This window comes from Pseudomonas sp. MT3 (assembly GCF_054720805.1).
In genome coordinates, this window is the sequence record NZ_JBTVPY010000030.1 from 54,121 (window position 1) to 78,621 (window position 24,501).

Genomic DNA, 24,501 nt, shown 5'->3' on the forward strand with positions numbered 1-24,501 from the left:
ACGATGGCAGGCCGTAGTGGAAATTGCCTAGACTGCGCCTCCTGGATGGAGGAAAGAATGCTCAGGAAACTCCTGCCGCTGCTGCCAATCGTGTTGTTGCTCTGCGGATTCGCGCTGGGCTATGTCCAGCCGGTGGGGTTGCTGATCGGCGCCGTCTACGTCACCTGGACGCTCTACGGCGAACATTACATGCCGCGCCTGCTCTGGTGGCTGGCGTGCCTGATGGCCAGCGTCGCCCTGGCCGCGCACCTGCTGCCCGGCACCACCTCATGGACACTCTGGCCGGTGCGCCAGCTCAGCCCGGATGCCCCCGTCTATGCCCTGCGCCTGTCCTGGGACAAGGCCCTGGTCGGCGTGACGCTGCTCGCCTGGTGGCTGCGCCGCGCACCGATGCCGGAGGAAAAGCATTCGCCGGACTTCGCCGCCATCGCCATCGTCACCACCCTGTTCGCCGTACCGCTGGTGGCCGTGGCCTGCGGGCTGGTGGTATGGAACCCGAAATGGCCGCCGGGCTTCTGGCTGTGGATGCTGGTCAACGTCTGCGTGATCGCGCTGACCGAGGAAGCCTTCTTCCGCGGCCTGCTGCAAAGCGAACTGGTGCGACGCTTCGGCGCCGTCTTCGGCGTGGCCGCGTCGAGCCTGCTGTTCGGCATGCTGCACTGGCCGATCAACCCGCTGTTCGCGGTGGTCGCGGGCATCGCGGGGCTGGGGTATGGCCTGGCCTTCCACTTCAGCGGCCGCCTGCTGGTGGCGGTGCTGCTGCATGCGGCAGTGAACTGCCTGCACCTGTTGCTGTTCAGTTATCCGTTGCGGATTCTCTGATCCCGCACCGGACCGCTGTTCGTAGGAGCGAGCTTGCTCGCACACCAGCCCCGCAGCGGAGTTGGTTCGCGAGCAAGCTCGCTCCCACACCAGGAACCTACTCGCGCATCACCAGCAGCAACGCCTGCTCCGCCAGTTCGTCGAGAGTCAGGCTGCCCTCGGGACGGAACCAGGTGATCGACCAGGACAGCGCCCCGGTGAGGAAACGCCGCAGGATGAAGGGGTCGCCCTGGCTGCAACCGGCCGCGCGGGCCTCTTCCAGCACTTCCAGCCACATCTGCTCGTAGATGTCGCGCAGGCTGAGGATGTAGGCCTGGCCTTCCTCCGACAGCGAGCGCCATTCATAGACCAGCACCGCCATCGCCTCGCCGGTGCCGCCGGTGATCGACTGCAACTCGCAGCGGATCAGCGCCAGCAGGCGTTCGCGCAGGGTCGTGGCCTCGGCCAGGGCGGCACGCATCAGGGCGGTGTTGTAGAGGATGGTTTCCTCCATCACCGAGCGCAGGATCTCGTCCTTGCTCTTGAAGTGATGAAAGATGCTGCCGGACTGAATCCCCACCGCGCTGGCCAGGTCGCGCACCGTGGTGCGTTCGTAGCCCTTGCTGCGGAACAGGTGCGCGGCCGTGTGCAACAACTTGCCGCGGGCGCTCTCCGGGTCGGTGATCTGCCCGGTCCCGACCAGCTCCAGCATCACTTCGCGGGCTTTACGGTCATCCACGCCTTCTCTCCCCTCTCTCGGCCCATCCGGCTCGTCTGTTCACGGCGATTCACGGGAACGCCCTGCAAGTGCTTGTGTTGTCTGACGAAATGTAAGCCCGGGAGCACCAACCAAGCAAGCGCTTGGCCATCCAATGGTTGGGGTTGTCGCTCGATCGGGGCTTTTCAACCAAGCGCTTGCTTGGTAATGTCGACCCATCACTCAGCGTCACGGGCAGAACAATGACTAGAACCGTACGTATCGGTTGCGCCTCCGCCTTCTGGGGCGACACCTCCACCGCCGCCGCCCAACTGGTGCGCGGCGCCCAGATGGACTACCTGGTCTTCGATTACCTGGCCGAGATCACCATGTCGATCATGGCCGGTGCGCGTCTGAAGAACCCCGAGGCAGGCTACGCCACCGATTTCGTCGAAGTGATGACACCCCTGCTGGGCGACATCGCGGCGAAAAAGATCCGCGTGATCAGCAATGCCGGCGGGGTGAACCCGCAGGCCTGCGCCAGCGCCCTGGCCGTCGCCTGCGAGAAAGCCGGCGTGGCGCTGAAGATCGCCGTGGTACACGGCGACAACCTGCAACCGCGCCTGGGCGAACTGGCCAAAGCCGGCACCCGCGAGATGTTCTCAGGCGCGCCGATGCCGCCGATGTGCGTCTCGGTCAACGCCTACCTCGGCGCCTCCGGCATAGTCGAAGCGCTTAAGGCCGGTGCCGATATCGTCATCACCGGCCGCGTGGTGGACAGCGCGGTGGTCAGCGCCGCCCTGGTGCACGAATTCGGCTGGGCCTGGAACGACTACGACAAGCTGGCCCAGGCCGCGCTGGCCGGGCACATCATCGAATGCGGCGCGCAGTGCACCGGCGGCAACTTCACCGACTGGGAAAGCGTGCCGGACTATGAGCACATCGGCTTCCCGCTTGTCGAAGTGCAGGCCAGCGGCGAGTTCGTGGTGACCAAGCCGCAAGGCACCGGCGGGCTGGTGACGCCGCTGTCGGTGGGCGAGCAGATGCTCTACGAGATCGGCGACCCGCGCGCCTACCTGCTGCCCGACGTGGTCTGCGACTTCACCCAGGTCAAGCTCGCCCAGGTGGGCGACAACCGCGTGGCCATCAGCGGCGCGCGCGGCCTGCCGCCGACCGGCCAATACAAGGTCAGCGCCACCTACCCGGACGGTTTCCGCTGCACCGCCAGTTGCCTGATCGCCGGTATCGACGCGGTGAAGAAGGCCGAGCGGGTCAGCCAGGCGATCATCGCCAAGACCGAGGAAATCCTCATGGAACGCGGCTGGGGCCCGTACCGCGAAGTGAGCATCGAACTGCTCGGCAGCGAGGCCACCTACGGCCCGCACGGGCGCCGCTCGGACAACCGCGAGATCGTGGTAAAGCTCGCCGTGCGCCACAGCCGCAAGGAAGCCCTGGCGCTGTTCTCCCGCGAGATCGCCCAGGCCGCCACCGGCATGGCACCGGGCCTGACCGGCATCGTCGGCGGCCGCCCCACCGTGTACCCGGTGATCCGCCTGTTCTCCTTCCTGATCGACAAGGACGCCTGCGAGCTGGCCGTGGAGATCGATGGCCAGCGCCAGCCGGTTGTCCTGCCGAAGATCGATGGCTTCGACCCGGCAGCGCTGGGCGATGACCTCCCGGTCGCCACGATGAAAGGCCCGGCCCAGGCTAGCGTGGCGCTGGTGAAGCTGGCCGTGGCGCGCTCCGGCGACAAGGGCAATCACAGCAACATCGGCGTGATGGCGCGCAAGCCCGAGTACCTGCCGTGGATCGCCGAGGCGCTGAGCGAAGGCGCGGTGGCCGAATGGATGCAGCACGTGCTCGACCCGCAGGTTGGCCGCGTCAGCCGCTGGCACCTGCCGGGCAGCCACAGCCTGAACTTCCTGCTGGAGAACGCCCTGGGCGGCGGCGGCGTCGCCAGCCTGCGCATCGATCCGCAGGGCAAGGCCTTCGCCCAGCAACTGCTGGAATTCCCGGTGGCGGTGCCGCAGCACATCGCCGACGAACTGAACCTGTAGGAGCGAGCTTGCTCGCGAACCCAGCCCCTCAGCGAAGCCTGTTCGCGAGCAAGCTCGCTCCTACGAAGAGCCCGTACAAAGAACGATTGAGCAGGACGAAAACGACAATGAGCTACGACTCGACCTTCAAACCCGGCCTGTTCGACGGCCAGACCATCATCGTCACCGGCGGCGGCAGCGGCATCGGCCGCTGCACCGCCCATGAACTGGCGGCCCTCGGCGCCCACGTGGTGCTGGTCGGGCGCAAGGCGGAGAAGCTGGAGAAGACCGCCGGCGAAATCATCGAAGACGGCGGCAGCGCCAGCTGGCACAGCTGCGACATCCGCGACGAGGAAGCGGTGAAGGCTCTGGTGGCGCAGGTCATCGCCGAGCGCGGGCCGATCCATCACCTGGTCAACAACGCCGGCGGCCAGTACCCCGCGCCGCTGGCTTCGATCAACCTCAAGGGTTTCGAAGCCGTGGTGCGCACCAACCTGGTGGGCGGCTTCCTGATGGCCCGCGAAGTGTTCAACCAGAGCCTGAGCAAGACCGGCGGCAGCATCGTCAACATGCTCGCCGACATGTGGGGCGGCATGCCCGGCATGGGCCACTCCGGCGCCGCCCGCGCCGGCATGGAGAACTTCACCAAGACCGCCGCCATCGAGTGGGGCCACGCCGGCGTGCGGGTCAACGCCGTGGCGCCGGGCTGGATCGCTTCCAGCGGCATGGACACCTACGAAGGCGCGTTCAAGGCAGTGATCCCGACCCTGCGCGAGCACGTGCCGCTCAAGCGCATCGGCACCGAGTCGGAAGTCTCCGCCGCCATCGTCTTCCTGCTCTCCCCCGGGGCCGCCTTCATCAGCGGCAACACCATCCGCATCGACGGCGCCGCCAGCCAGGGCAGCCGCGCCTTCCCGCTGGTGAAGGGCAAGCCGGGGCAGAGCCGTTCCTACAATGGCTTCCACCGTGCCTTCCTGCCGGACGTCCTCAAGGACCAGGAGTAAGCCATGCCGGTGATCCAGTCGGAAATCGATGTCCAGGGCGAAGACTTCGCCCGCAACCGCGAGGCCATGCTGGCCGCCGTGGCAGGCTTCCGCGAGGTCGAACAGAAGGTGCTGGACAAGGCCGCCGAGGCCAAGCCGAAGTTCGACAAGCGCGGCCAGTTGCTGCCGCGCGAACGCCTGAACCTGCTGCTGGACGCCGGCGCGCCGTTCCTCGAACTTTCCTCGCTGGCCGGCTACAAGTTGCACGACGACAAGGACGGCACCCAGGCCGGCGGCGGCATCATCTCCGGCATCGGCTACATCGCCGGGGTGCGCTGCCTGGTGACCGCCAGCAACAGCGCGATCAAGGGCGGCACCATCTCCCCCACCGGGCTGAAGAAGACCCTGCGCCTGCAGCAGATCGCCTTCGAGAACAAGCTGCCGGTGGTGGCGCTGACCGAGAGCGGCGGCGCCAACCTGAACTACGCGGCGGACATCTTCGTCGAAGGTGCGCGCGGCTTCGCCAACCAGGCACGCATGTCGGCGATGGGCATTCCGCAGGTCACCGTGGTGCACGGCTCGTCCACCGCCGGCGGCGCCTACCAGCCGGGGCTGTCGGACTACGTGGTGGTGGTGCGCGGCAAGGCCAAGATGTTCCTCGCCGGCCCGCCGCTGCTCAAGGCCGCCACTGGCGAAATCGCCACCGATGAAGACCTTGGTGGCGCCGAACTGCACGCCCAGGTCGCCGGCACTGCCGAGTACCTGGCGGAGAACGACGCCGACGGCGTGCGCCTGGCCCGCGAAATCCTCGCCGCGCTGCCGTGGAATGCGCAGCTGCCGGCGCGTCCGAAGCAGGCATGGGATGCCCCGCTGCACCCGGCCGAGGAGTTGCTCGGCGTAGTCCCGGCGGACCCGAAGAAGCCCTATGACGTGCGCGAAATCATTGCGCGCATCGCCGACGGCTCGCGCTTCCTCGACTTCAAGAACGAGTTCGACAGCCAGACCGTCTGCGGTCACCTGCACATCGAAGGCCACGCCTGCGGCCTGATCGGCAACAACGGCCCGATCACCCCGCAGGGCGCGGCCAAGGCGGCGCAGTTCATCCAGCTGTGCGAGCAGAGCAACACGCCGATCCTGTTCCTGCACAACACCACCGGCTTCATGGTCGGCACCGAATCCGAGCGCCTGGGCGTGATCAAGCACGGCTCGAAGATGATCCAGGCAGTGGCCAACGCCACGGTGCCCAAGCTCACCCTGGTCGTCGGCGGCTCCTACGGGGCCGGCAACTACGCCATGTGCGGCCGCGGGCTGGATCCGCGCTTCATCTTCGCCTGGCCCAACAGCCGCACCGCCGTAATGGGCGGCGCCCAGGCCGGGAAGGTGCTGCGCATCGTCACCGAGGAGAAGCACGCCAAGGAGGGCAAGGAGCCCGACCCGAAGATGCTCGACATGCTCGAACAGATGACCGCGCAGAAGCTCGACGCCCAGTCCACCGCGCTCTACGGCACGGCGAGCCTGTGGGACGACGGGCTGATCGACCCGCGCGACACCCGCGCGCTGCTCGGCTACCTGCTGGACATCTGCGCGGAGGCGGCCGTGCGGCCGCTGAAGAACAACAGTTTCGGCGTTTCACGATTCTGAACGTAGGGCGCATGACGCCTCGGGCGTCATCCGCCAGGCCGGCGGATAAAGCGTTCCGCTTTATTCGCCCTACCTGACTTGAAAGATCCCACGGAGAACAAGAAATGATCTTCACCCAGGAACACGAAGAACTCCGCCGCACCGTACGCAACTTCGTCGAGAAGGAAATCAACCCTTACGTCGACGAATGGGAAAAGGCCGGTCGCTTCCCGATCCATGAAGTCTTCAAGAAGGCCGGCGACCTGGGCCTGCTGGGTATCTCCAAGCCGGAGAAATTCGGCGGCATGGGCCTGGACTACAGCTACTCGGTGGTCGCCGCCGAGGAGTTCGGCACCATCCATTGCGGCGGCGTGCCGATGGCCCTGGGCGTGCAGACCGACATGTGCACCCCGGCCCTGGCGCGCTTCGGTTCCGACGAGCTGCGCGAGGAGTTCCTCCGCCCGGCGATCGCCGGCGAGATGGTCGGCTGCATCGGCGTCTCCGAAGTCGGCGCCGGCTCCGACGTGGCGGGCCTGAAGACCACCGCGCGCAAGGATGGCGACGACTACGTCATCAACGGCAGCAAGATGTGGATCACCAACTCGCCGTCAGCCGACTTCATCTGCCTGCTGGCCAACACCTCCGACGACAAGCCCCACGTCAACAAGTCGCTGATCATGGTGCCGATGAAGTCCAAGGGCATCAGCGTCAGCCCGCACCTGGACAAGCTCGGCATGCGCAGCTCGGAGACCGCCCAGGTGTTCTTCGACGACGTGCGCGTCCCGCAGCGCAACCGCATCGGCGCCGAGGGCGCGGGCTTCATGATGCAGATGCTGCAGTTCCAGGAGGAACGCCTGTTCGGCGCGGCCAGCGGAATCAAGGGCATGGAGTATTGCGTCAACGCCACCATCGACTACTGCAAGGAGCGCAAGACCTTCGGCCAGGCGCTGATCGACAACCAGGTCATCCACTTCCGCATGGCCGAGCTGATGACCGAGATCGAGTGCCTGCGCGCCCTCACCTACCAGGCCACCGAGCAGTACATCCGCGGCAAGGACGTCACCCGCCTGGCCTCAATGGCCAAGCTCAAGGTCGGCCGCCTGGCCCGCGAGGTCACCGACGCCTGCCTGCAGTACTGGGGCGGCCAGGGCTTCATGTGGGAAAACCCGATCGCACGGGCCTACCGCGACACCCGCCTGGTTTCCATCGGCGGCGGCGCGGACGAAATCATGCTGGGCATCATCTGCAAGCTGATGGGCACCCTGCCGGGCAAGAAGAAGGGCTAAGAGCCTTTGCTTGGCCGTTGTAGGAGCGAGCTTGCTCGCGAACGGAGTTTCGCTTGGCACCTGGGTGTCATGCGGTTCGCGAGCAAGCTCGCTCCTACGAAAAGCCCGCTGACACAGAATTGACGAGGAACCCGGCATGAGCCAATTGCCGAACTGCGAAACCCTGCTGCTGGAACGTGACGGCGGCGTGCTGCACGTCACCCTGAACCGTCCGGACAGCCGCAACGCCATGAGCCTGGCGATGGTCGGCGAACTGCGTGCGGTGCTCGCCGCCGTGCACGACGACCGTGCCGTGCGCGCCATTGTCCTGCGCGGCGCCGGCGGGCACTTCTGCGCCGGCGGTGACATCAAGGACATGGCCAGCGCCCGCGCCGCCGGCCCCGATGCCCACGCCGCGCTGAACCGCGCGTTCGGCGGCCTGCTGGAGGAAACCCAGGCACAGCCCCAGGTGCTGGTCGCCGTGCTGGAAGGCGCGGTGCTCGGCGGCGGCTTCGGCCTGGCCTGCGTCTCCGACATCGCCATCGCGGCGGTGGATGCGCAGTTTGGCCTGCCGGAAACCAGCCTCGGCATCCTGCCGGCGCAGATCGCGCCCTTCGTGGTGAAACGCATCGGCCTGACCCAGGCCCGCCGCCTGGCCCTCACCGCCGCCCGCTTCGATGGCCGCGAGGCGCTGCGCCTGGGCCTGGTGCACCTGTGCGCCGACACTGCCGACAGCCTCGACCGGCAACTGGCGGAAAGCCTGGAACAGGTCCGCCGCTGCGCCCCCGGCGCCAACGCCGCCACCAAGACGCTGCTGCTGGCCACCGAAAGCGAAGCCCTCGGCCCGTTGCTGGACGCCGCCGCGCACCAGTTCGCCGCTGCGGTGACCGGCGCGGAAGGCGCCGAAGGCACCCTCGCCTTCGTGCAGAAACGCAAACCGAACTGGGCGCAGTAGCCCCGAGGAAACCGTCATGCCCAGCTTCGACAAGATCCTCATCGCCAACCGCGGCGAGATCGCCTGCCGGGTGATCCGCACCGCCCACGACCTGGGCTACCGCACCGTGGCCGTGTATAGCGAGGCCGACGCCAACGCCCGCCACGTGCAACTGGCCGACGAGTCCGTGTGCATCGGCCCGGCGCCCGTGGGCCAGTCCTACCTGAAGCCGGAAGCGATTCTCGACGCGGCGAAACGCACCGGCGCCGGCGCGGTCCACCCCGGCTACGGCTTCCTCTCGGAAAACGCCGACTTCGCCCGCGCCTGCCAGGCCGCCGGCATTGTCTTCATCGGCCCCGGCGTCGAAGCCATCCACCTGATGGGCAGCAAGCGCCTGTCGAAGATCGCCATGCTCGAAGCCGGCGTGCCGTGCATCCCCGGCTACGAAGGCGCGGAGCAGGACGACGCCACGCTCACCCGCGAAGCGCAGCGCATCGGCTACCCACTGATGATCAAGGCCAGCGCCGGCGGCGGCGGGCGCGGCATGCGCCTGGTCACCCGCAGCGAAGACCTCGCCGAACAGTTGCGCACCGCGCGCTCGGAAGCGCAGAACGCCTTCGGCAGCGGCGAGCTGATCCTGGAGAAAGCCGTGGTGCAGCCGCGCCATGTGGAAATCCAGGTGTTCGGTGACAGCCACGGCAACATCGTCTACCTCGGCGAGCGCGACTGCTCGGTGCAACGCCGCCACCAGAAGGTCATAGAGGAAGCGCCCTGCCCCGTGCTCACCGAGGAGCTGCGTGCGGCGATGGGCAACGCCGCCGTGAAGGCTGCCGCGTCGGTGAATTACCTCGGCGCCGGCACCGTGGAGTTCCTGCTGGACGCCGGCGGCGACTTCTACTTCCTGGAGATGAACACCCGCCTGCAGGTGGAGCACCCGGTCACCGAACTGGTCACCGGCCAGGACCTGGTGGCCTGGCAGATCCGCGTCGCCGAAGGCCATCCGCTGCCGCTGACGCAGGAACAGATCCAGCTCAAGGGCCATGCCATCGAGGTTCGCCTGTACGCCGAGGACGCAGGTGGCGGCTTCCTCCCGCAGACCGGTCAGGTGCTGCGCTGGACGCCACCGCAACTGGACGGCATCCGTATCGACCACGGCCTGCGCGAAGGCCAGCCGGTGACGCCGTTCTACGACCCGATGCTGGCCAAGGTCATCGCCTACGGCGCCACCCGCGACGAGGCCCGGCGCAAGCTGGTGCGCGCCGTGGAGGACTGCGTGCTGCTGGGCGTGACCGGCAACCAGCGCTTCCTCGCCAACCTGCTCAAGCACCCGGAATTCGCCGCCGGCAAAGCCACTACCGCGTTCATCGGCGAGCAGTTCGCCGGCGACCCGAGCCTGACCCCGCGCCAGCCGCAGGCGCTGGAACTGGCCTGCGCCGCCGCCCTGCTCTACCAGGCTTCGGCGAGCGGCCGCGCGCACCAGCCCGGTCTCTCCGGCTGGCGCAGCGCGGGCAGCGCGCCGTGGCAGTTCGTCCTCAAGCACGGTGAGGAGAAATTCGTCGTCGAACTGGAAGTCCGCCAGCACGGCACCCAGCCGGCGCTGCTGACACGCATCGGCGAGCACGAGGTCGCTTTGCGCCTGCTCGGCGAGGACGGCGGCGACGCGCTCATCGAAATCGACGGTATCCGCCGTCGCCTGCCCTTCCACCGGGACGGCGCGCGCCTGTGGCTGTACGGCGCAGACGGCAACCTGGAGCTGCTGGACGTCACCCACGAGCCGGCCGGCGCCACTGCGGGCGCGGGCTCCGGCACGGTGAAGGCGCCGATGGATGGCGCCATCGTCGACGTGCTGGTGGCCGAGGGCACGCGGGTCAGCAAGGGCCAATTGCTGCTGGTGCTGGAAGCGATGAAGATGGAGCACCCGCTCAAGGCCGGCGTCGACGGCGTGATCCGCCGCGTGCAGGTGAGCAAGGGCGAGCAGGTGAAATCCCGGCAGTTGCTGGTGGAAGTGGAGGCCGCGGAAGCCTGAAACGCGTTCGATTTTTCGCTTTCCGTAGGAGCGAGCTCGCTCGCGAACAGCCCCCGCTGCGGGGCTCGGGTTCGCGAGCAAGCTCGCTCCTACAAGAGCCCCCAACCAGCGATTCCGTCAGAACAAGACCACAAGAACACGGAGCCCCAACCATGTCCCTTTCCGGCAAAACCCTCTTCATCACCGGCGCCAGCCGTGGCATCGGCCGCGAGATCGCCCTGCGCGCGGCGCGCGACGGCGCCAACATCGTCATCGCCGCCAAGAGCGCCGAGCCCCACCCGAAGCTTGAAGGCACCATCTTCAGCGTCGCCGCGGAAGTCGAGGCCGCCGGCGGCAAGGCCCTGGCCCTGCAACTGGACGTGCGCGACGAAAATGCCGTGCGCGAGGCCATGAGCCGCGCCGCCGAACATTTCGGCGGCATCGATGCGCTGGTGAACAACGCCGGCGCCATCAAGCTGGTGGGCGTGGAGCGCCTGGAGCCCAAGCGCTTCGACCTGATGTACCAGATCAACACCCGCGCCGTGATGGTCTGCAGCCAGGCGGCGCTGCCCTACCTGAAGCAGAGCCAGGGCCACATCCTCAGCCTGTCGCCGCCGATCAACCTGGCCGGCAAGTGGTTCGCCCAGCACGGCCCCTATACCGTCACCAAGTACGGCATGAGCATGCTCACCCTGGGCATGCACGAGGAGTTCAAGAAGTACGGCATCAGCGTCAACGCCCTGTGGCCGAAGACCATGATCGCCACTGCCGCCATCGAGTTCGAACTGGGCAGCCGCGACGCCTTCAAGCGGGCACGTACGCCAGCCATCATGGCCGACGCGGCCTACGCCATCCTCGCAAGCCAAGGCCGCAGCATCAGCGGGCGCCTGCTGATCGACGAGGAGATCCTGCGCGAGCAGGGCCAGACCGACTTCGAGCAGTACCGCTACGACCCGAACGGCGGCTCGCTGGTGCCGGACCTGTTCCTCGACTGACGCCCCGCCGCTCGGCGCTCAAAGTACAACCTCGCCGCCCGCAGGATGGGTGGAGCCTGCGATACCCATCGATCGAGGCCTGGGTATCGCTCCGCGCCCTCATCCTGCGGACCGGGCGTCGGCGTTCGCCTCCGTCCACGGCGCCATTTGCCGAACTGCCCGATACGCCGCGCGTCAGGGTCATAGCCCCGGTGCGCGAAGACCTCCTAGAGTGGTGGGACGCCAGTTCCCGCAGAACAATGACAAAGCGCGAGAGCCATGACCCACGCCGACCTGATCACTCCGACCCGTTTCCTCGCCCACCTGCCGGCCACCCTCGGCCGCGTGCCGCGCATGCTGCGCGGGCTGTACTACACCGGCATCCGCAATCGCGAGAAGAACCTTTCCCTGGGCTGGGCCCTGGAGCGCGCCGCGCGCCTGTACCCGGACAGCCCGGCGCTGATCGACGAACGCCGACGCCTGTCCTACGCGCTCTTCAACGGCTGGGCCAACCGCCTGGCGCGAGCCTTCCTGGCCGAAGGCGTGGGCCACGGCAGCGTGGTGGCGGTGATGCTGGAGAACCGCGCCGAACTGATGGTGGTGCTGGCCGCCCTGGCCAAGCTCGGCGCCATCGGCGCGCTGGTCAACACCACCCAGCGCGGCCAGGTGCTCAGCCACAGCCTCAACCTGGTCAAGCCCAGCCACTTCGTGGTCGGCGAGGAATTGCGCGAAGCCTTCGAAGACGTCCGCCCGGTGCTCGAAAACAGCGGCGGACGCTGCTACTGGGTGGCCGATGGCGACACCCTGAGCGAACCCAGCCAGCCTCCGCTGGGCTGGCACAACCTGATGCGCATGGCCCAGGAGCAGAACTCGACCAACCTGGCGGAAACCGCCCAGGTACGCCTGAAGGACGCCTGCTTCTACATCTACACCTCCGGCACCACCGGCCTGCCGAAAGCCTCGATCATGAGCCACGGCAAGTGGATCAAGGCCTACGGCGGCTTCGGCCATTCGGGCCTGGGGCTGAGCAGCAATGACGTGCTCTACCTGACCCTGCCCTGCTACCACAACAACGCCGTCACCGTGTGCTGGAGCGCGGCGCTGGCCGGCGGTGCGGCCATCGCCCTGCGCCGCCGGTTCTCCGCCAGCGCCTTCTGGAAGGACGTGCAGACCTACCAGGCGACCTGCTTCGGCTACATCGGCGAGCTCTGCCGCTACCTGCTCAACCAGCCCGAATGCGCCGAGGAACGCGGCAACAGCCTGACCTGCATGATCGGCAATGGCCTGCGCCCGTCGATCTGGAACGAGTTCAAGGCGCGCTTCGGCATTGAGCGGATCACCGAGTTCTACGCCTCCAGCGAGGGCAACATCGGCTTCACCAACGTGTTCAACTTCGACAATACCGTGGGCTTCTCCCCCGCCACCTACGCCATCGTCCGCTACGACCTGGAGAACGACCAACCGGTGCGCGGCGCCAAGGGCTTCATGGAGAAGGTCGACAAGGGCGAGGCCGGCCTGTTGATCAGCGAGATCAGCGACAAGTGGCCGTTCGACGGCTACACCGATCCGTCCAAGAGCGAGGCGGCGATCTTCCGTGACGTGTTCAAGAAGGGCGACGCCTGGTTCAACACCGGCGACCTGATGCGCGACATCGGCTTCAAGCACACCCAGTTCGTCGACCGCCTGGGCGACACCTTCCGCTGGAAGGGCGAGAACGTCTCGACCACCGAGGTGGAAAACGCCCTGGGCGCCTTCCCGGTCGTGGAAGACGCAGTGGTCTACGGCGTGGAGATTCCCGGCACCAACGGCCGCTGCGGGATGGCCGCGCTGCGCCTGCGCGACGGCGCCAGCCTGGATGGCGCACAACTGGCCGAACACCTGGACCGCGAGCTGCCGGCCTACGCCGTGCCGCTGTTCCTGCGCCTGCTCGCCCAGGTGGAGACTACCGGGACCTTCAAGTACAAGAAGACCGACCTCAAGCGCAGCGCCTACGACCCGGAGCAGGTGAGCGAAGCCCTGTTCGTCCGGCTGCCTGGCGAGAGCGGCTACCGGGCGCTGGACGGCGGCCTGTTCGAGGCGATCCGGCGCGGCGAACACCGCTTCTGAGCGTAGGGCGTACATCCGTTCGCGGTTGTACGCCGTTGCGCCATAACCTGTCACGGATGCCAAGGCTGAGTCCGGAGCACCCGGAGACCAAGGTCAAACGGCGTATAACGTCGACGTTATACGTCCTACGCTCCTGGCGTGCGGAATAGCTTTTCGTAGGAGCGGATTTATCCGCGATCAGCTTCGCCGCCCGCACTGAGTACTGGCGGAGTGCGGTTCGCGAGCAAGCTCGCTCCTACAAAAAGATCAGTTACGGAACTGGAACTGCAACTCCGCGCCACGGATATCCGAGTGCCAGCTGTCGTCGTCGGTCTCGCGCTCGTTGCGTTCACGCTGGATCAGCCGGGCACCCACTTCGAACGGGCTCTGGCCGGTCTTCTCAGCGAACATCGGCGGCAGGATAGGCTTCTCTTCTAGTTCCGGCACCGGTTTGTCGGGTTGCAACTGATGCACCAGATCCCTGGGCAGGTGCAGGTCCAACTGTACCGGCGGTAGCGGCCGCCTGACGGCGGGGTCGACCGCCGGCTTCTTCGCAGTTCTCGCCTTGGAGTCTGCCTTGGTTTCGTGCTTGGCAAACGCTTTCGCTTCGTGCCGGTTCGCCGCTTCGACGGCCGGCGCCTTGCTAGATGCCACCGCCTCGGCCGCCGCTGGCGCGGCTTCCGATTCGCGCGGCCGTTCGGCAGTCGGTTTCGCTGCGGGCGCGGTGGCTGGCGTCCCTGCGGACTGCCCGTGCGACGGGCTCGGCGCCTTGTCCTGGTGCTCATCGCCACAGGCGGCGAGCAGAAGCGTCAGGCAGGCGGCAAGAAGGATTCGGCTGGGCGTCATGATCGGGCCGGCAGGAAAAAACGCGCCATGCTGGCGCGAGTCGAGCGCTATGGCAAGAGGCCAGTTATCACAAGCCTTTACCGTTACCAGAGAGTCTGTCAGAGGCCGCCCTGCGGCGGCCTGTCATCGGTCAAGGCTTGGCCGGCAGAGCCCGCAACGCGGCGTCGATGTCCAGCTTCGGGAACTGTCGCTGCAGGGACTGGCGCAGCTCGCGAGCATCACTCTCCCGCCCCTGTTCCTGCAGCACGCGCAGGCGCAGCAGGCTGGCCCGGGGCTCTTCCGGCGCCACGGCATCGGCCATCAGGGCGGCAGGCGCAGCCTCTTCCGCCAACGTGCCGGAGGCCTTCGCCGCAGGCGGTGCCGCGTACTGCGAGTTGGCGATACCGCGAGCGACGGACTCGGCCTTGCGCTTGGCTTCCGCCGGCGCGGCGGGCGCCGGCGGCGCCGCACTCAGCAGGGCCGGAGCGACGGGGGTATCGAATCGTTCGGGCGCCTCCTCGAAGGTACGCAAGGTCAGGCTCAGGCCGATCCCCAGGGTCGCCAGACCCGCCACGGCGACGCCCCAGCGCTGGCGGCTGCCGGTTCCCAGCAGCCAGTGACGCAGGCGCTCGGCGAAGCTGGGCCTGCGCTCCCGCACGCCAGCGCGAGCGGCGGCCAGGATGCGCGCGTCCAGCTGCGCCGACGGCTGCTCGTCGCTGTGCCGGCGGTAGTGCTCGAGCAGTTCCTGCTCGTGCGGATCGCGGTTCATGGGCTCACCTCCTCGGTCGCCGCCGGGTCGGACAGCAACCGGCGCAGTTTCTGCAACGCGTAGCGCAGCCGGCTCTTCACCGTCTCGGCAGGGGCGCGCGTCAGCTCGGCAATCTCGTTCAGTTCCAGGTCGCCGTGGGCACGCAACAGGAAGACTTCGCGCTGCTCCTCCGGCAGCGCTTCCAGGGCACCCTGCAGACGCTGCCGGTCGCGGCTCAGCAGCAGTTCGCGCTCTGGGTCTTCGCCCTCGCCGGGCAGCGCATCGCCGTGCAGTTGCTCGTCGAAGCTCTCCTGGCGCCCCTGGTGCCGGCCCTGCTTGCGCCAGTGGTCGATCAGCCGGTTACGGCCGATCTGGTACAGCCAGGTCTTGAAGCTGGCCGCGCCCGGTTGGCTGTCGCTGCGGACCAGGCTCAGCCAGGTTTCCTGGAAGACTTCCTCGGCCTGTGCGCTATCGCCGCACAAACCGCAGAGGAAGCGGTACAGGCCGAGGCGATGGCGAGCGTAGAGCTCAGCGAAGGCCTCGGCGTCACCGTGTCGGTAGCGCCGCAGCAGCGCGGCGTCACTGTCGTCCCTGAGGGGTATGTTCACATCACTCGATCCGTGCCTGTTCGGGTACCGGGGTCTGCAGGCTCTGCGCCAGCTCGGCGAGCTGGACGAACTCGGCGCGCAGGCCGAAACGATCCTCGCCCCGCGCAGCGCGAGCCAGTTGCACAGTATCGCCGATGTCGAAGGCGCCGGTGTAGCGGCCACCCTCCAGCTGCTGGGCGAAGGCTGCCACCGCGGCGGCGAAGCGCAGGTCGTCGCTGGCCTGGGCAATGTTCGCGCGTTGCCCTGCGGCGCGGATCGGCCGCTCGATCAACTGGTTGGCGCCACCCTGCGGGCCCTTGTAGCGCACCCGCAGCAGGGCCAGCTCGTCACCCTTGGCAGCGCCCTTCGACGTGTCGTTCTGGTAGCGCAGCGGTTCCAGCCAGCCCTTGCCGCCCGCCGGGACTATCTCGTAGAGCGCGGTGACCGTGTGCCCGGCGCCGATCTCGCCGGCGTCCACCTTGTCGTTGCTGAAATCTTCACGCTTGAGCGCGCGATTCTCGTAGCCGAGCAGACGGTATTCGCTGACCTGGGCGGGGTTGAATTCCAGCTGGATCTTCACGTCCTTGGCCACTACCGCGAGGGTCGAGCTGAGTTGTTCCACCAGCACCTTGCGCGCCTCGCGCAGGTTGTCGATGTAGGCGTAGTTGCCGTCGCCGGCATCGGCCAGTTGCTCCATGAGCTGCTCGTTGTAGTTGTCCACGCCGTAGCCGAGGGTGGTCAGAGAAACGCCACCGCGGCGCTTCTCGGCGGCCATCTGCTTGAGCGTTTCGAAGTCGCTGACACCGACGTTGAAGTCGCCGTCGGTGGCCAGCAGGATGCGGTTGATGCCCTTGTCCAGGTAGCCCTTCTGCGCCATCCGGTAGGCCAGTTCGATGCCCGAGGCGCCGGCCGTGGAGCCGCCGGCCTGAAGCTGCTCGATGGCGTTGCGGATAGTCGCCTTGTCACGTCCGGACGTCGGCTCCAGCACCACCCGCGACTCGCCGGCGTAGACCACCAGGGACACCCTGTCCTGGTCGCGCAACTGATCCACCAGCAGCCGCAGGGTGCTCTTCACCAGCGGCAGGCCCTCGCGGCGATCCATGGAGCCGGAGACGTCCACCAGGAACACCAGGTTGGCCGGCGGCAGCGCGGCGACGCGGCGCTCCGAGGCCTTGATGCCGACGCGCAGCAGGCGGGTGTTCGGGTTCCACGGCGTGGGCGCCAGCTCCGTGGTGATGCCGAACGGCGCTGCGCCTTCGCTCGGCAGTGCGTAGTCGTAGGGGAAGTAGTTGACCATCTCCTCCAGCCGCACCGCGCCCTTGGGCGGCAGCCGGCCTTCGTTGAGGATGCGGCGGACGTTGGCGTAGCTGCCGGTATCCACGTCGATGCTGAAAGTGGAGACCGGGTCCCGGGCCACGGCGTGCACCGGGTTGTCCGGCAGGTTCTGGTACTGCTCGCGGGGCACGTCCACATAGGCGGGCTGCTGCATGTCCGTCATGGGCGCGGGCATGATGCTCGCGACCGGAGCCTGGGCGACGTAGCCGGCGGCACGCTGCACCTTTGCGCTCTCCTCCAGACGGGGCGCGGGCGGAGGGCTGGCCGTCCTGGCCATCGGTTCGACCCGGATGGCATCGGTGTTTGCAGCGGCTTTCTGCTTCGGCTCGCCCTCGCGGGAAACACCGCAGCCGGCGACGGCGATCAGCAGACCGATGGCAAAACCCTGGGCGGCAGGGCGAAGGAAGTGAACGGGAAGCGACATGGCAGCGGCCTCGTGGAGGGATTCAACTCCTCAGACGAGGCAGCGCGGAGAAACGGGTTAACGGGGTTTGGAGCTGGAGCTTTTCGTAGGAGCGAGCTTGCTCGCGAACAACCCAACATCGATATGGCCGGGCGGCTCTGTTCGCGAGCAAGCTCGCTCCTACAGGTACGCTGCAGCATGGGTGCGAATTGCCGATCAGGCCGCGATCAGCCCCTCCTGGCACAGCTGGCAGGCCAGCATGCCGAGGGTCATGATCGCCCGCTCCGCTTCGCGGTCCCAAGGGATGCCGCAGGTCAGGCGCAGGCAGTTGTTGAACTGCTCGGTGTTACTGAAGATCAGCCCAGGCGCGATGCTGATGCCCTGCTCCAGCGCACGCACGTGCAGCTCCTTGGTGTTGACCTTGGCCGGCAGGCTGACCCAGAGGATGAAGCCGCCCTTGGGCCGGGTCATCTGCGTGCCTTCGGGGAAGTACTGCTGTACCGCCAGCTGGTAGGCGGTCATGTTCTTCCGGTATTCCTGACGGATGTAGCGCAGGTGTCGGTCGTAGCCGCCGTTCTCCAGGTAGGCCGCCACGCCCATCTGGGTGACCGTGCACGCCGAATGGGTGGTGAAGGTCTGCAGACGGCGGATTTCCTCCTGATAGCGCTCGGTGATGATCCAGCCGATACGCACGCCGGGGGAAATGGTCTTGGAGAAGCTCGAGCAGTACACCACACGGCCGTCGCGGTCGTGGGCCTTGAGTGCCTTGGTCTGGCCCTGGTCGAACATCAGTTCGCCGTAGATATCGTCCTCGATCACCCCGATGTTGTGCTCGGCGGTGAGCTTGAGCAGTTGCTTCTGGCGCTCCTCGGGAATCGTGCCGCCCAGGGGGTTGCTCAGGCGCGGGGTCAGCACCAGCGCCTTGATCGGCCACTGGTTGGCGGCCAGTTGCAAGGCTTCCAGGCTGATGCCGGTGAGCGGGTCGCTGGGTATCTCGATGACCTTGAGGCCGAGGATGTCGGCCAACTGCAACAGACCGTAGTAGCTGGGCGACTCGGTGGCGATCAGGTCGCCGGGACGAGTCATCACGCGCAGCGCCATGTGGATCGCGTCCACGCAGCCGTGGGTGATGGTCACCTGGGTCGGGTCGACCACCACGCCGGCATCGCGCATGCGGATCGCCACCTGGCGGCGCAGCGGCTCGTAGCCGGGGCTGAACATGTAGCTGAAGGCGCGCGGGCTGGAGAAACGGGTGACCTTGGCCAACTGCTGGTGCAGCGCGCGGACCGGGAGGTAATCCACGTGCGGCACCGCGGCGCCCAGCGGAAACACGCCTTCGCGGCGCGCCTCGGCGAGCACCTGGTTGATGATGCTGCTGCGGGTGACCAGGCCGGGCCGCTCGACCCGGGCGATGTCCGGGGTCGAGGCGGTCAGCGCCGGCGTGCGGTGCACATAGAAGCCGGACTGCGGCCGCGCGCGGATCAGTCCCTGGTCCTCGAGGGTGGCGTAGGCCTGCAGCACCGTGGCGTGGCTGACGTTGAGCTGGGTGCTCAACTTGCGCACGGACGGCACGCGCTCACCCGGCTGGTAGACGCCACGGCGGATGTCTTCCGCCAGTTGCTGGGCGATACGCTGGTACAGAAGCAGATTGGTCATGACGGCCATCCCTCGGTCATTGGACCGAAACAGTAGCTAAAAAGCCAAAACTGTTCCAGAACAGTAACAGGGATTGTGCGCGTTACAGTTGCCGCTGACCAGCACTGGCTGTTGCGTCAGATCTCGCCGAGCCAGTCCAGCACACCGAAGGCGACCAGTTGGGCATCGCTGGTCAGGCCGAGCTTCTGCATGGCATTGCGCTTGTGGGTGCTGATGGTCGAGACGCTGCGGTTGGTGCGCTCGGCGATCTCGCCAACGGTAGCGCCGTGGGCCAGACGACGGATGATGTCCATCTCGGTGGGGCTCAGCGGGCGTCCGGTGTGGCGCGGCTGGCGCAAGGTAGGGTCGATGAAGGTGTCGCCACGGCGCACGCGCTGCATGGCTTCGGAGAGCACGCCCAGCGGGCTGCGCTTGCAGACATAGCCCAGCGCACCGCACTTCACCACCGACGTCGCCATGAGTGGGGCGCCCAGCAGCGAGTAGATCAGGATCTGCACATCGGGATGGTGGCGGCGCAGCCATTCGATCAGGTGTACGCCATCGCGCCCCCGCTCGCCCGGCAAGGCCATTTCCATGATCAGCAAGTCGGTATCGGTCCATTCGTTCAGGGCGGTCAGCAAACTCTCCGTGTCGCTGACATAGGCTTTCACCTGAGCATTGCAGTGGTCGGCCAGATAATGTTCCAGCCCCCAACCAATCATCGGCTGGGCGTCGGCCACGATCACGTTCAAGGTTTTCTTCTCTGACAGCATTTACGTCTCTCGCTGGTGGCTCCCCAACATGGGGATTGATCGCATGGGTTCATTTTCGCCAACGCCGCCCTCGAACAATTTCGAGATCCCCATGCGACATGCCCCAGGTCAGGAAGCTCCGGGGCTTGCCTGGCAGCCGATGTCGCCACGCGCGATCAGCGCTCGGCGCCCAACTGGCCCTTTTCGTCCGAGAAGACAATCTCGACCCGGCGATTCTGCGCCCGGCCCAGCGACGAGGCATTGTCCGAAACCGGATAGGCCTCGCCGTAGCCCTGTACCTGGATGCGCCTGGCGTCGACACCCAGGTCGGACAGGGCATCGGCCACCGCCTGCGCGCGGTCCTTGGACAGTTGCAGGTTCTGCTGCCGATCGCCATCGCTGTCGGTATAGCCTTCGATGCGGATCACCCGGCGCGGGTTGAGCTGGAGGAACTGCACCACCTTGAGCACCGTGCGGTTGGCGGCCGGCTTGAGGTCCGCCTCGCCGCTGTCGAACAGCACGTCGCCGAGGGTCAGCACCAGCCCGCGCTCGGTTTCGTTGGTGGCCAGGCTGACCATCTGCTGTTCCAGCCACTTGTTCTGCTCCCGCACGTTGAGCAGGCGCGCTTCGCGCATGGCCAGTTGCAGGCGCTCGCGCTCGAGCTGCTGCTTGGCCAGGCGCTCCTGGTTCAGCGCGTAGTTGCTGTGCTCGCGGGCGATTTCGCTGTAGCGCTGGCTGAGATAGGAGTACTGCAACACATCGTCGCTGCTGCCCCAGTAGTTGGACAGACGCTCGGCGCGCGCCAGCGACTCGCCGGCGCGGATCACGTCCTTGGGCGCGCTGCGCAGCACCGCGGAGTCTTCCTTCACGGCCTGGAACTGCACGCGCGCCTGCTCCAGGGACTTCTCGCTCAGTTGGCTATTGGCACAGCCGGCCAGGGCCACGACAGAACCCAGCGATACGAGACGCAACAGTTGCAGCGAAGTCATTGTGCTTCCCCCAACTGTTTGCGCAGGCGATTGATACTCTTGCCCTGCTCGGCCAACTGATCCGCGCTCTTGCGCGTCAGTTCCTTGGCCTCGGCGAGGCGGGCGTCGAGCTCGGCCTGCTCGGCGAGCTGCCGCGCTTTCTTGTTCGAGGACACTGCCAGGGCGCCCTTGGCAGCCTGGTACTTGTCCTCGGCGAGCTTGAACTCGGCCACGTCATCCGTCGCACCCACGGCCTTGGCCTGTTCCAGCGCCTGCTCGGTGAGACGCATCTGCTCGGTGGGTGCAGGGTCGTTCGTTGCACAACCGGCCAGGGCAAAAAGAGCCAGACCGGCGGCCATCATCCGTCGATTGATCACGAAATCTGTTGTCCTACTGGGTGGGAGTGCCGGTGGGCTGCAACTGCTGCCCCTTCCAGCGGGCCAGGTTGTCCTGCAGCAGGCGCTGCGGGACTCCGGCGGCCGTCAATTCTGTCATTTTTTTTGCCAGTTGTCCGCGCAGCCACGGGTCGTTGCAGGCCGAGTTGTGTGCCAGGGTCAGGTACAGACCCTCGCTGGAGATCGGCGGTTCCAGCGGCTGCAGGTCATCCGCCATGCCGAGGGTATCGGCCAGCGCCAGGCCGGGATAGTGCTCGTAGATCACATAATCGGAGCGCTTGAGCAGCAGCTTCTGGAAGGCCTGGGTCAGGCTGGGCACCTCCTCCAGGGTCAGTTGCTGCCTGGCGAAGGTATCGAAGTCCGCACCGAAGCTATTGTTGACCAGGGTGCCGCCCTTCAGGCCGCGCAGGTCTTCCCGGCCCGTATAGGCGATAGCGGCGTCCTTGCGCATCCAGACCACGCTGTCGATGGCCAGGAAGGCGGGATGGACGTAGTCCATGACGTCCAGCCGCGCCGGGGTGAGGAAAGCGCCGGCGAGCAGATCGACGCGCCCCAGCCGCGCTTCCTCCTGCGCCCGCGCCCAGGAGCCGGTATAGAGTACCCGGATGTCCACGCCGATGGCCTTGCCGATCTGCTCCAGCAGGTCGGCATTGGCGCCGATCAGGCGCTCGGGCTTCATCGGGTCGCGCCACAGATACGGCGGGTACTCCGGATTGCCGGTGGCGACCAGGCGCTCGCACTTGCCCGCGGCGAAACCGCTCAGGGACGCCGAGAGGGTCACCAGCAAAAGCGCTGCACGCAGCATCGTGGAGCAGTGGGGCATTGGTAGTCTCGCTCGCCAGAAGAAAGAACGGTCATGCTTAGACCTGCAAAATGCTAGCGTAATGCACACCATCCCGATTTGGTAATAAGGACTTCTCATGAAGAAAGCCCTTCTGTTCCTCGTCCTGCTGCTCGCCGCCACGGCGGGAGTGCTCTACACCTTTCCCTCCACGCTGCTGGCCACCGCACAGTTCGTCGAGAGCCGCCGCGCGGGCCTGAGCGAACGCAGCCTGTCGGTGGACAACCTGGACATCCGCTATTACGAGGGCGGCCCGGACAAGGCCCAGACGGTGCTGCTGATCCACGGATTCGGCGCGGACAAGAGCAACTGGCCGCGCTTCGCCCGCTTCCTGACCGATCGCTACCACGTCATCGCCGTCGACCTGCCGGGCTTCGGCGACAGCAGCCGGCCAGCGAACATCAGCTACGACGTCGGCACCCAGGCCGAGCGCCTGGCGGACTTCATGCGTGAACTGGGCATCGGTCGTTTCCACGTGGTCGGCAACTCGATGGGCGGGCACATCGCCGCCCTGCTTGCCGCGCGCCATCCGAACGAAGTGCTGTCGGCCGGCCTGTTCGACAACGCCGGGGTCATGGCGCCCCGTCAGAGCGAGCTGTTCCTGCGCCTGCTCAAGGGCGAGGACAACCCGCTGGTGCCGCGCTCGGTGGAAGACTTCCCCGCCCTGCTCGACTTCGTGTTCGTGCAACGGCCGCCCCTGCCCTCGCGACTGGAACACTACCTGGCCGAGCGCTCGCTGGAACGCCAGGCCTTCAACGACATGGTCTTCCAGCAACTGCGCGAGCGCTACATCCCGCTGGAGCCGGAGCTGCCGAAGATCACCGCGCCGACCCTGCTGTTGTGGGGCGACCGCGACCGGGTGCTGGATGTGTCCAGCATCGACGTGATGAAGCCGCTGCTGAAGAAGCCCAGCGTCGCCATCCTGCGCGATTGCGGCCATGTGCCGATGATCGAGCGCCCCGAGGAAACCGCCCGGCTGTATCTGGACTTCCTTCAACAGAGCCAGGCACCGGCCACCGCGGCCAACTGAACGCTCCCAGAAACAGAAACGGCGCCCAGGGCGCCGTTTCTGTTTGAGCCGAAGATCCGACCAATGGCCGGGCTTCAACCTCAGAGCTGGATCAGATTGGGGATCTGCACGTCCGGATTGACGTCCTGCTCGTAATCCACGCCGGCGATCTCGAAGCCGAACAGGCGCAGGAACTCGGACTTGTAGCCGGCGAAGTCGGTCAGCTGGTACAGGTTCTCGTTGGTCACCTTGTCCCACAGGTCCTTCACGGTGTCCTGCACGTCCGGCTGCAGTTCCTTGTAGTCGGCGCGCAGGCGGCCATCGGCGTCCAGGTGCGGCTCGGCACCGTACAGACTCTCGCGGAACAGGCCGTCGACCTGCTCGATGCAGCCTTCGTGGGTGCCCTTCTCCTTCATCACCTTGAACAGCAGCGACAGGTACAGCGGCATCATCGGGATGGCCGAGCTGGCCTGGGTGACCACGGCCTTGAGCACGGAAACACGGGCGTCGCCACCGGTGGCGGCCAGTTTCTCGCGAATCCCCAGGACCTTCTGGTCCAGGTCCTTCTTGGCGGCGCCGATGGAACCGTTCCAGTACAGGTCGTGGGTGATCTCTTCGCCCAGGTAGGTGAAGGCGGTGGTCTTGGCGCCGTCGGCCAGCACACCGGCTTCCTGCAGGGCGTCGATCCACATCTGCCAGTCTTCACCGCCCATCACCGCTACGGTGTTGGCGATTTCCTCAGGCGTAGCCGGTTCCATCACGCTTTCCTTGATCACTTCCTTGTCGGTGTCCAGGCCACGGAAGTTGACGGCCTTGCCGACCGGCTTGAGCACGGAGTTGAAGACCTCGCCGGTCTTCGGATGGGTACGGCGCGGAGCGGCCAGGCTGTAGACCACCAGGTCGACCTTGCCCAGGTCCTGCTTGATGGTCTCGATGGTGACCTTCTTCACCTCGTCGGAGAAGGCGTCGCCGTTGATGCTGCGCGCATACAGGCCCTTGGCCTTGGCGAACTTCTCGAAGGCAGCGGAGTTGTACCAGCCGGCGGTGCCCGCCTTGGTCTCGCTGCCGGGGCGCTCGAAGAACACGCCCAGGGTGTCGGCGCCGGCACCGAAGGCGGCGCTGATGCGCGCGGCCAGGCCGTAGCCGGTGGAGGAACCGATGACCAGGACCTTCTTCGGACCGTTGGCGATGGGGCCATGCGCCTCGACGTACTCGATCTGTTCCTTGACGTTGGCTTCACAGCCGGTCGGGTGGGTAGTGACGCAGATGAAGCCACGCACGCGCGGTTTGATGATCATGAAAACCTCGGTAGCCAGGTGTCGATTGAACACATTCAGGAACTGGAGACGTCGCGCATTGTAGATGAGACACCTTCGTCCGAGGACTTATCGGCGAAGATTCGTGACCAGCGGGTCATCAGCGCGGCGAAACGACCATTTCCCGAGGAAAATCAGGAACCTGAAATGAAAGAACCCGCTACGGGAGCGGGTTCCTTCAGCAAGCGGATCGGGCTCAGACAGCCTTTTCCAGCTCCGGTACGGCTTCGAACAGGTCGGCGACCAGGCCGTAGTCGGCGACCTGGAAGATCGGTGCCTCTTCGTCC

The 24,501-nt window shown here is 66.6% G+C and carries 22 protein-coding genes; 10 read left to right on the top strand and 12 right to left on the bottom strand.

What is annotated here, in order from left to right; genetic code table 11:
* Positions 1-57 precede the first annotated feature (57 nt).
* Complete coding sequence (locus ACYCAX_RS24090) at positions 58-822, top strand: CPBP family intramembrane glutamic endopeptidase (protein ID WP_015477894.1); 765 nt, start codon at positions 58-60, stop codon at positions 820-822.
* A gap of 97 nt (positions 823-919) precedes the next feature.
* Here the strand turns inward: ACYCAX_RS24090 and ACYCAX_RS24095 are convergent, their stop codons facing one another.
* On the bottom strand, positions 920-1,540 hold the full coding sequence (locus tag ACYCAX_RS24095) for a TetR/AcrR family transcriptional regulator (protein ID WP_015477895.1): 621 nt from the start codon (positions 1,538-1,540) through the stop codon (positions 920-922).
* 221 nt (positions 1,541-1,761) lie between these two features.
* Between ACYCAX_RS24095 and ACYCAX_RS24100 the strand changes: the two genes are divergently transcribed.
* From ACYCAX_RS24100 to ACYCAX_RS24135, 8 genes are all read left to right on the top strand, one after another.
* Complete coding sequence (locus ACYCAX_RS24100; RefSeq protein ID WP_460248996.1) at positions 1,762-3,555, top strand: acyclic terpene utilization AtuA family protein; 1,794 nt, start codon at positions 1,762-1,764, stop codon at positions 3,553-3,555.
* A gap of 107 nt (positions 3,556-3,662) precedes the next feature.
* Complete coding sequence (locus ACYCAX_RS24105) at positions 3,663-4,538, top strand: SDR family oxidoreductase (RefSeq protein WP_015477897.1); 876 nt, start codon at positions 3,663-3,665, stop codon at positions 4,536-4,538.
* A 3-nt stretch (positions 4,539-4,541) separates the two neighbouring features.
* A complete protein-coding gene (gene atuC / locus ACYCAX_RS24110) occupies positions 4,542-6,158 on the top strand; it encodes a geranyl-CoA carboxylase subunit beta (protein ID WP_460248997.1) in 1,617 nt (538 codons plus the stop codon).
* A gap of 104 nt (positions 6,159-6,262) precedes the next feature.
* Positions 6,263-7,423: a citronellyl-CoA dehydrogenase gene (atuD, locus tag ACYCAX_RS24115; RefSeq protein WP_294973583.1), complete on the top strand. Its 1,161-nt coding sequence runs from the start codon at positions 6,263-6,265 to the stop codon at positions 7,421-7,423.
* 136 nt (positions 7,424-7,559) lie between these two features.
* The gene (gene atuE / locus ACYCAX_RS24120; RefSeq protein ID WP_294973585.1) at positions 7,560-8,357 is read left to right on the top strand and encodes an isohexenylglutaconyl-CoA hydratase; all 798 of its coding nucleotides are present in this window, start codon (positions 7,560-7,562) and stop codon (positions 8,355-8,357) included.
* A 16-nt stretch (positions 8,358-8,373) separates the two neighbouring features.
* Positions 8,374-10,362 (top strand): geranyl-CoA carboxylase subunit apha, encoded by a 1,989-nt coding sequence (gene atuF, locus ACYCAX_RS24125; RefSeq protein ID WP_460248998.1) that lies wholly within the window; start codon positions 8,374-8,376, stop codon positions 10,360-10,362.
* Positions 10,363-10,514: 152 nt separating this feature from the next.
* Positions 10,515-11,336, top strand: a complete 822-nt coding sequence (locus ACYCAX_RS24130) for an SDR family oxidoreductase (RefSeq protein WP_294973588.1) — start codon at positions 10,515-10,517, stop codon at positions 11,334-11,336.
* A 258-nt stretch (positions 11,337-11,594) separates the two neighbouring features.
* The gene (locus tag ACYCAX_RS24135; RefSeq protein WP_015477903.1) at positions 11,595-13,421 is read left to right on the top strand and encodes a long-chain-acyl-CoA synthetase; all 1,827 of its coding nucleotides are present in this window, start codon (positions 11,595-11,597) and stop codon (positions 13,419-13,421) included.
* Positions 13,422-13,667: 246 nt separating this feature from the next.
* Here ACYCAX_RS24135 and ACYCAX_RS24140 read toward each other — a convergent pair whose 3' ends face one another.
* The 9 genes from ACYCAX_RS24140 to ACYCAX_RS24180 form a co-directional block, all read right to left on the bottom strand.
* Positions 13,668-14,246 carry a hypothetical protein gene (locus ACYCAX_RS24140; RefSeq protein ID WP_460248999.1) on the bottom strand — a complete coding sequence of 193 codons (579 nt, stop codon included), beginning with the start codon at positions 14,244-14,246 and terminating at the stop codon, positions 13,668-13,670.
* A gap of 130 nt (positions 14,247-14,376) precedes the next feature.
* Positions 14,377-14,994 (bottom strand): hypothetical protein, encoded by a 618-nt coding sequence (locus ACYCAX_RS24145; protein WP_460249000.1) that lies wholly within the window; start codon positions 14,992-14,994, stop codon positions 14,377-14,379.
* Positions 14,991-15,581, bottom strand: a complete 591-nt coding sequence (locus ACYCAX_RS24150; protein WP_015477906.1) for an RNA polymerase sigma factor — start codon at positions 15,579-15,581, stop codon at positions 14,991-14,993. Before ACYCAX_RS24150 ends, ACYCAX_RS24145 begins: the two co-directional genes overlap by 4 nt.
* 1 nt (position 15,582) lies before the next feature.
* On the bottom strand, positions 15,583-17,319 hold the full coding sequence (locus ACYCAX_RS24155) for a vWA domain-containing protein (RefSeq protein ID WP_460249001.1): 1,737 nt from the start codon (positions 17,317-17,319) through the stop codon (positions 15,583-15,585).
* A 195-nt stretch (positions 17,320-17,514) separates the two neighbouring features.
* Complete coding sequence (locus ACYCAX_RS24160) at positions 17,515-18,954, bottom strand: aminotransferase-like domain-containing protein (RefSeq protein WP_015477908.1); 1,440 nt, start codon at positions 18,952-18,954, stop codon at positions 17,515-17,517.
* Positions 18,955-19,070: 116 nt separating this feature from the next.
* Complete coding sequence (locus tag ACYCAX_RS24165; RefSeq protein WP_015477909.1) at positions 19,071-19,706, bottom strand: LuxR C-terminal-related transcriptional regulator; 636 nt, start codon at positions 19,704-19,706, stop codon at positions 19,071-19,073.
* Between the two features lie 155 nt (positions 19,707-19,861).
* Positions 19,862-20,674 (bottom strand): OmpA family protein, encoded by an 813-nt coding sequence (locus ACYCAX_RS24170; RefSeq protein WP_294973598.1) that lies wholly within the window; start codon positions 20,672-20,674, stop codon positions 19,862-19,864.
* Complete coding sequence (locus ACYCAX_RS24175) at positions 20,671-21,015, bottom strand: DUF4398 domain-containing protein (protein ID WP_460249004.1); 345 nt, start codon at positions 21,013-21,015, stop codon at positions 20,671-20,673. The genes ACYCAX_RS24170 and ACYCAX_RS24175 overlap by 4 nt, the downstream gene beginning before the upstream one ends.
* A 28-nt stretch (positions 21,016-21,043) precedes the next feature.
* Positions 21,044-21,871 (bottom strand): substrate-binding periplasmic protein, encoded by an 828-nt coding sequence (locus tag ACYCAX_RS24180; RefSeq protein WP_015477912.1) that lies wholly within the window; start codon positions 21,869-21,871, stop codon positions 21,044-21,046.
* A 97-nt stretch (positions 21,872-21,968) separates the two neighbouring features.
* Here ACYCAX_RS24180 and ACYCAX_RS24185 point away from each other — a divergent pair, with 97 nt between their 5' ends.
* Entirely contained in the window at positions 21,969-22,919 is a 951-nt protein-coding gene (locus ACYCAX_RS24185) for an alpha/beta fold hydrolase (protein WP_460249002.1), read from the top strand.
* An 80-nt stretch (positions 22,920-22,999) separates the two neighbouring features.
* Here the strand turns inward: ACYCAX_RS24185 and fabV are convergent, their stop codons facing one another.
* Together fabV and ACYCAX_RS24195 are read right to left on the bottom strand one after the other, a co-directional pair.
* Positions 23,000-24,196, bottom strand: a complete 1,197-nt coding sequence (gene fabV / locus ACYCAX_RS24190) for an enoyl-ACP reductase FabV (RefSeq protein ID WP_460249003.1) — start codon at positions 24,194-24,196, stop codon at positions 23,000-23,002.
* A 214-nt stretch (positions 24,197-24,410) separates the two neighbouring features.
* A partial coding sequence (locus tag ACYCAX_RS24195) for a hypothetical protein (protein ID WP_460249005.1) occupies positions 24,411-24,501 on the bottom strand: 91 nt, incomplete at its 5' end.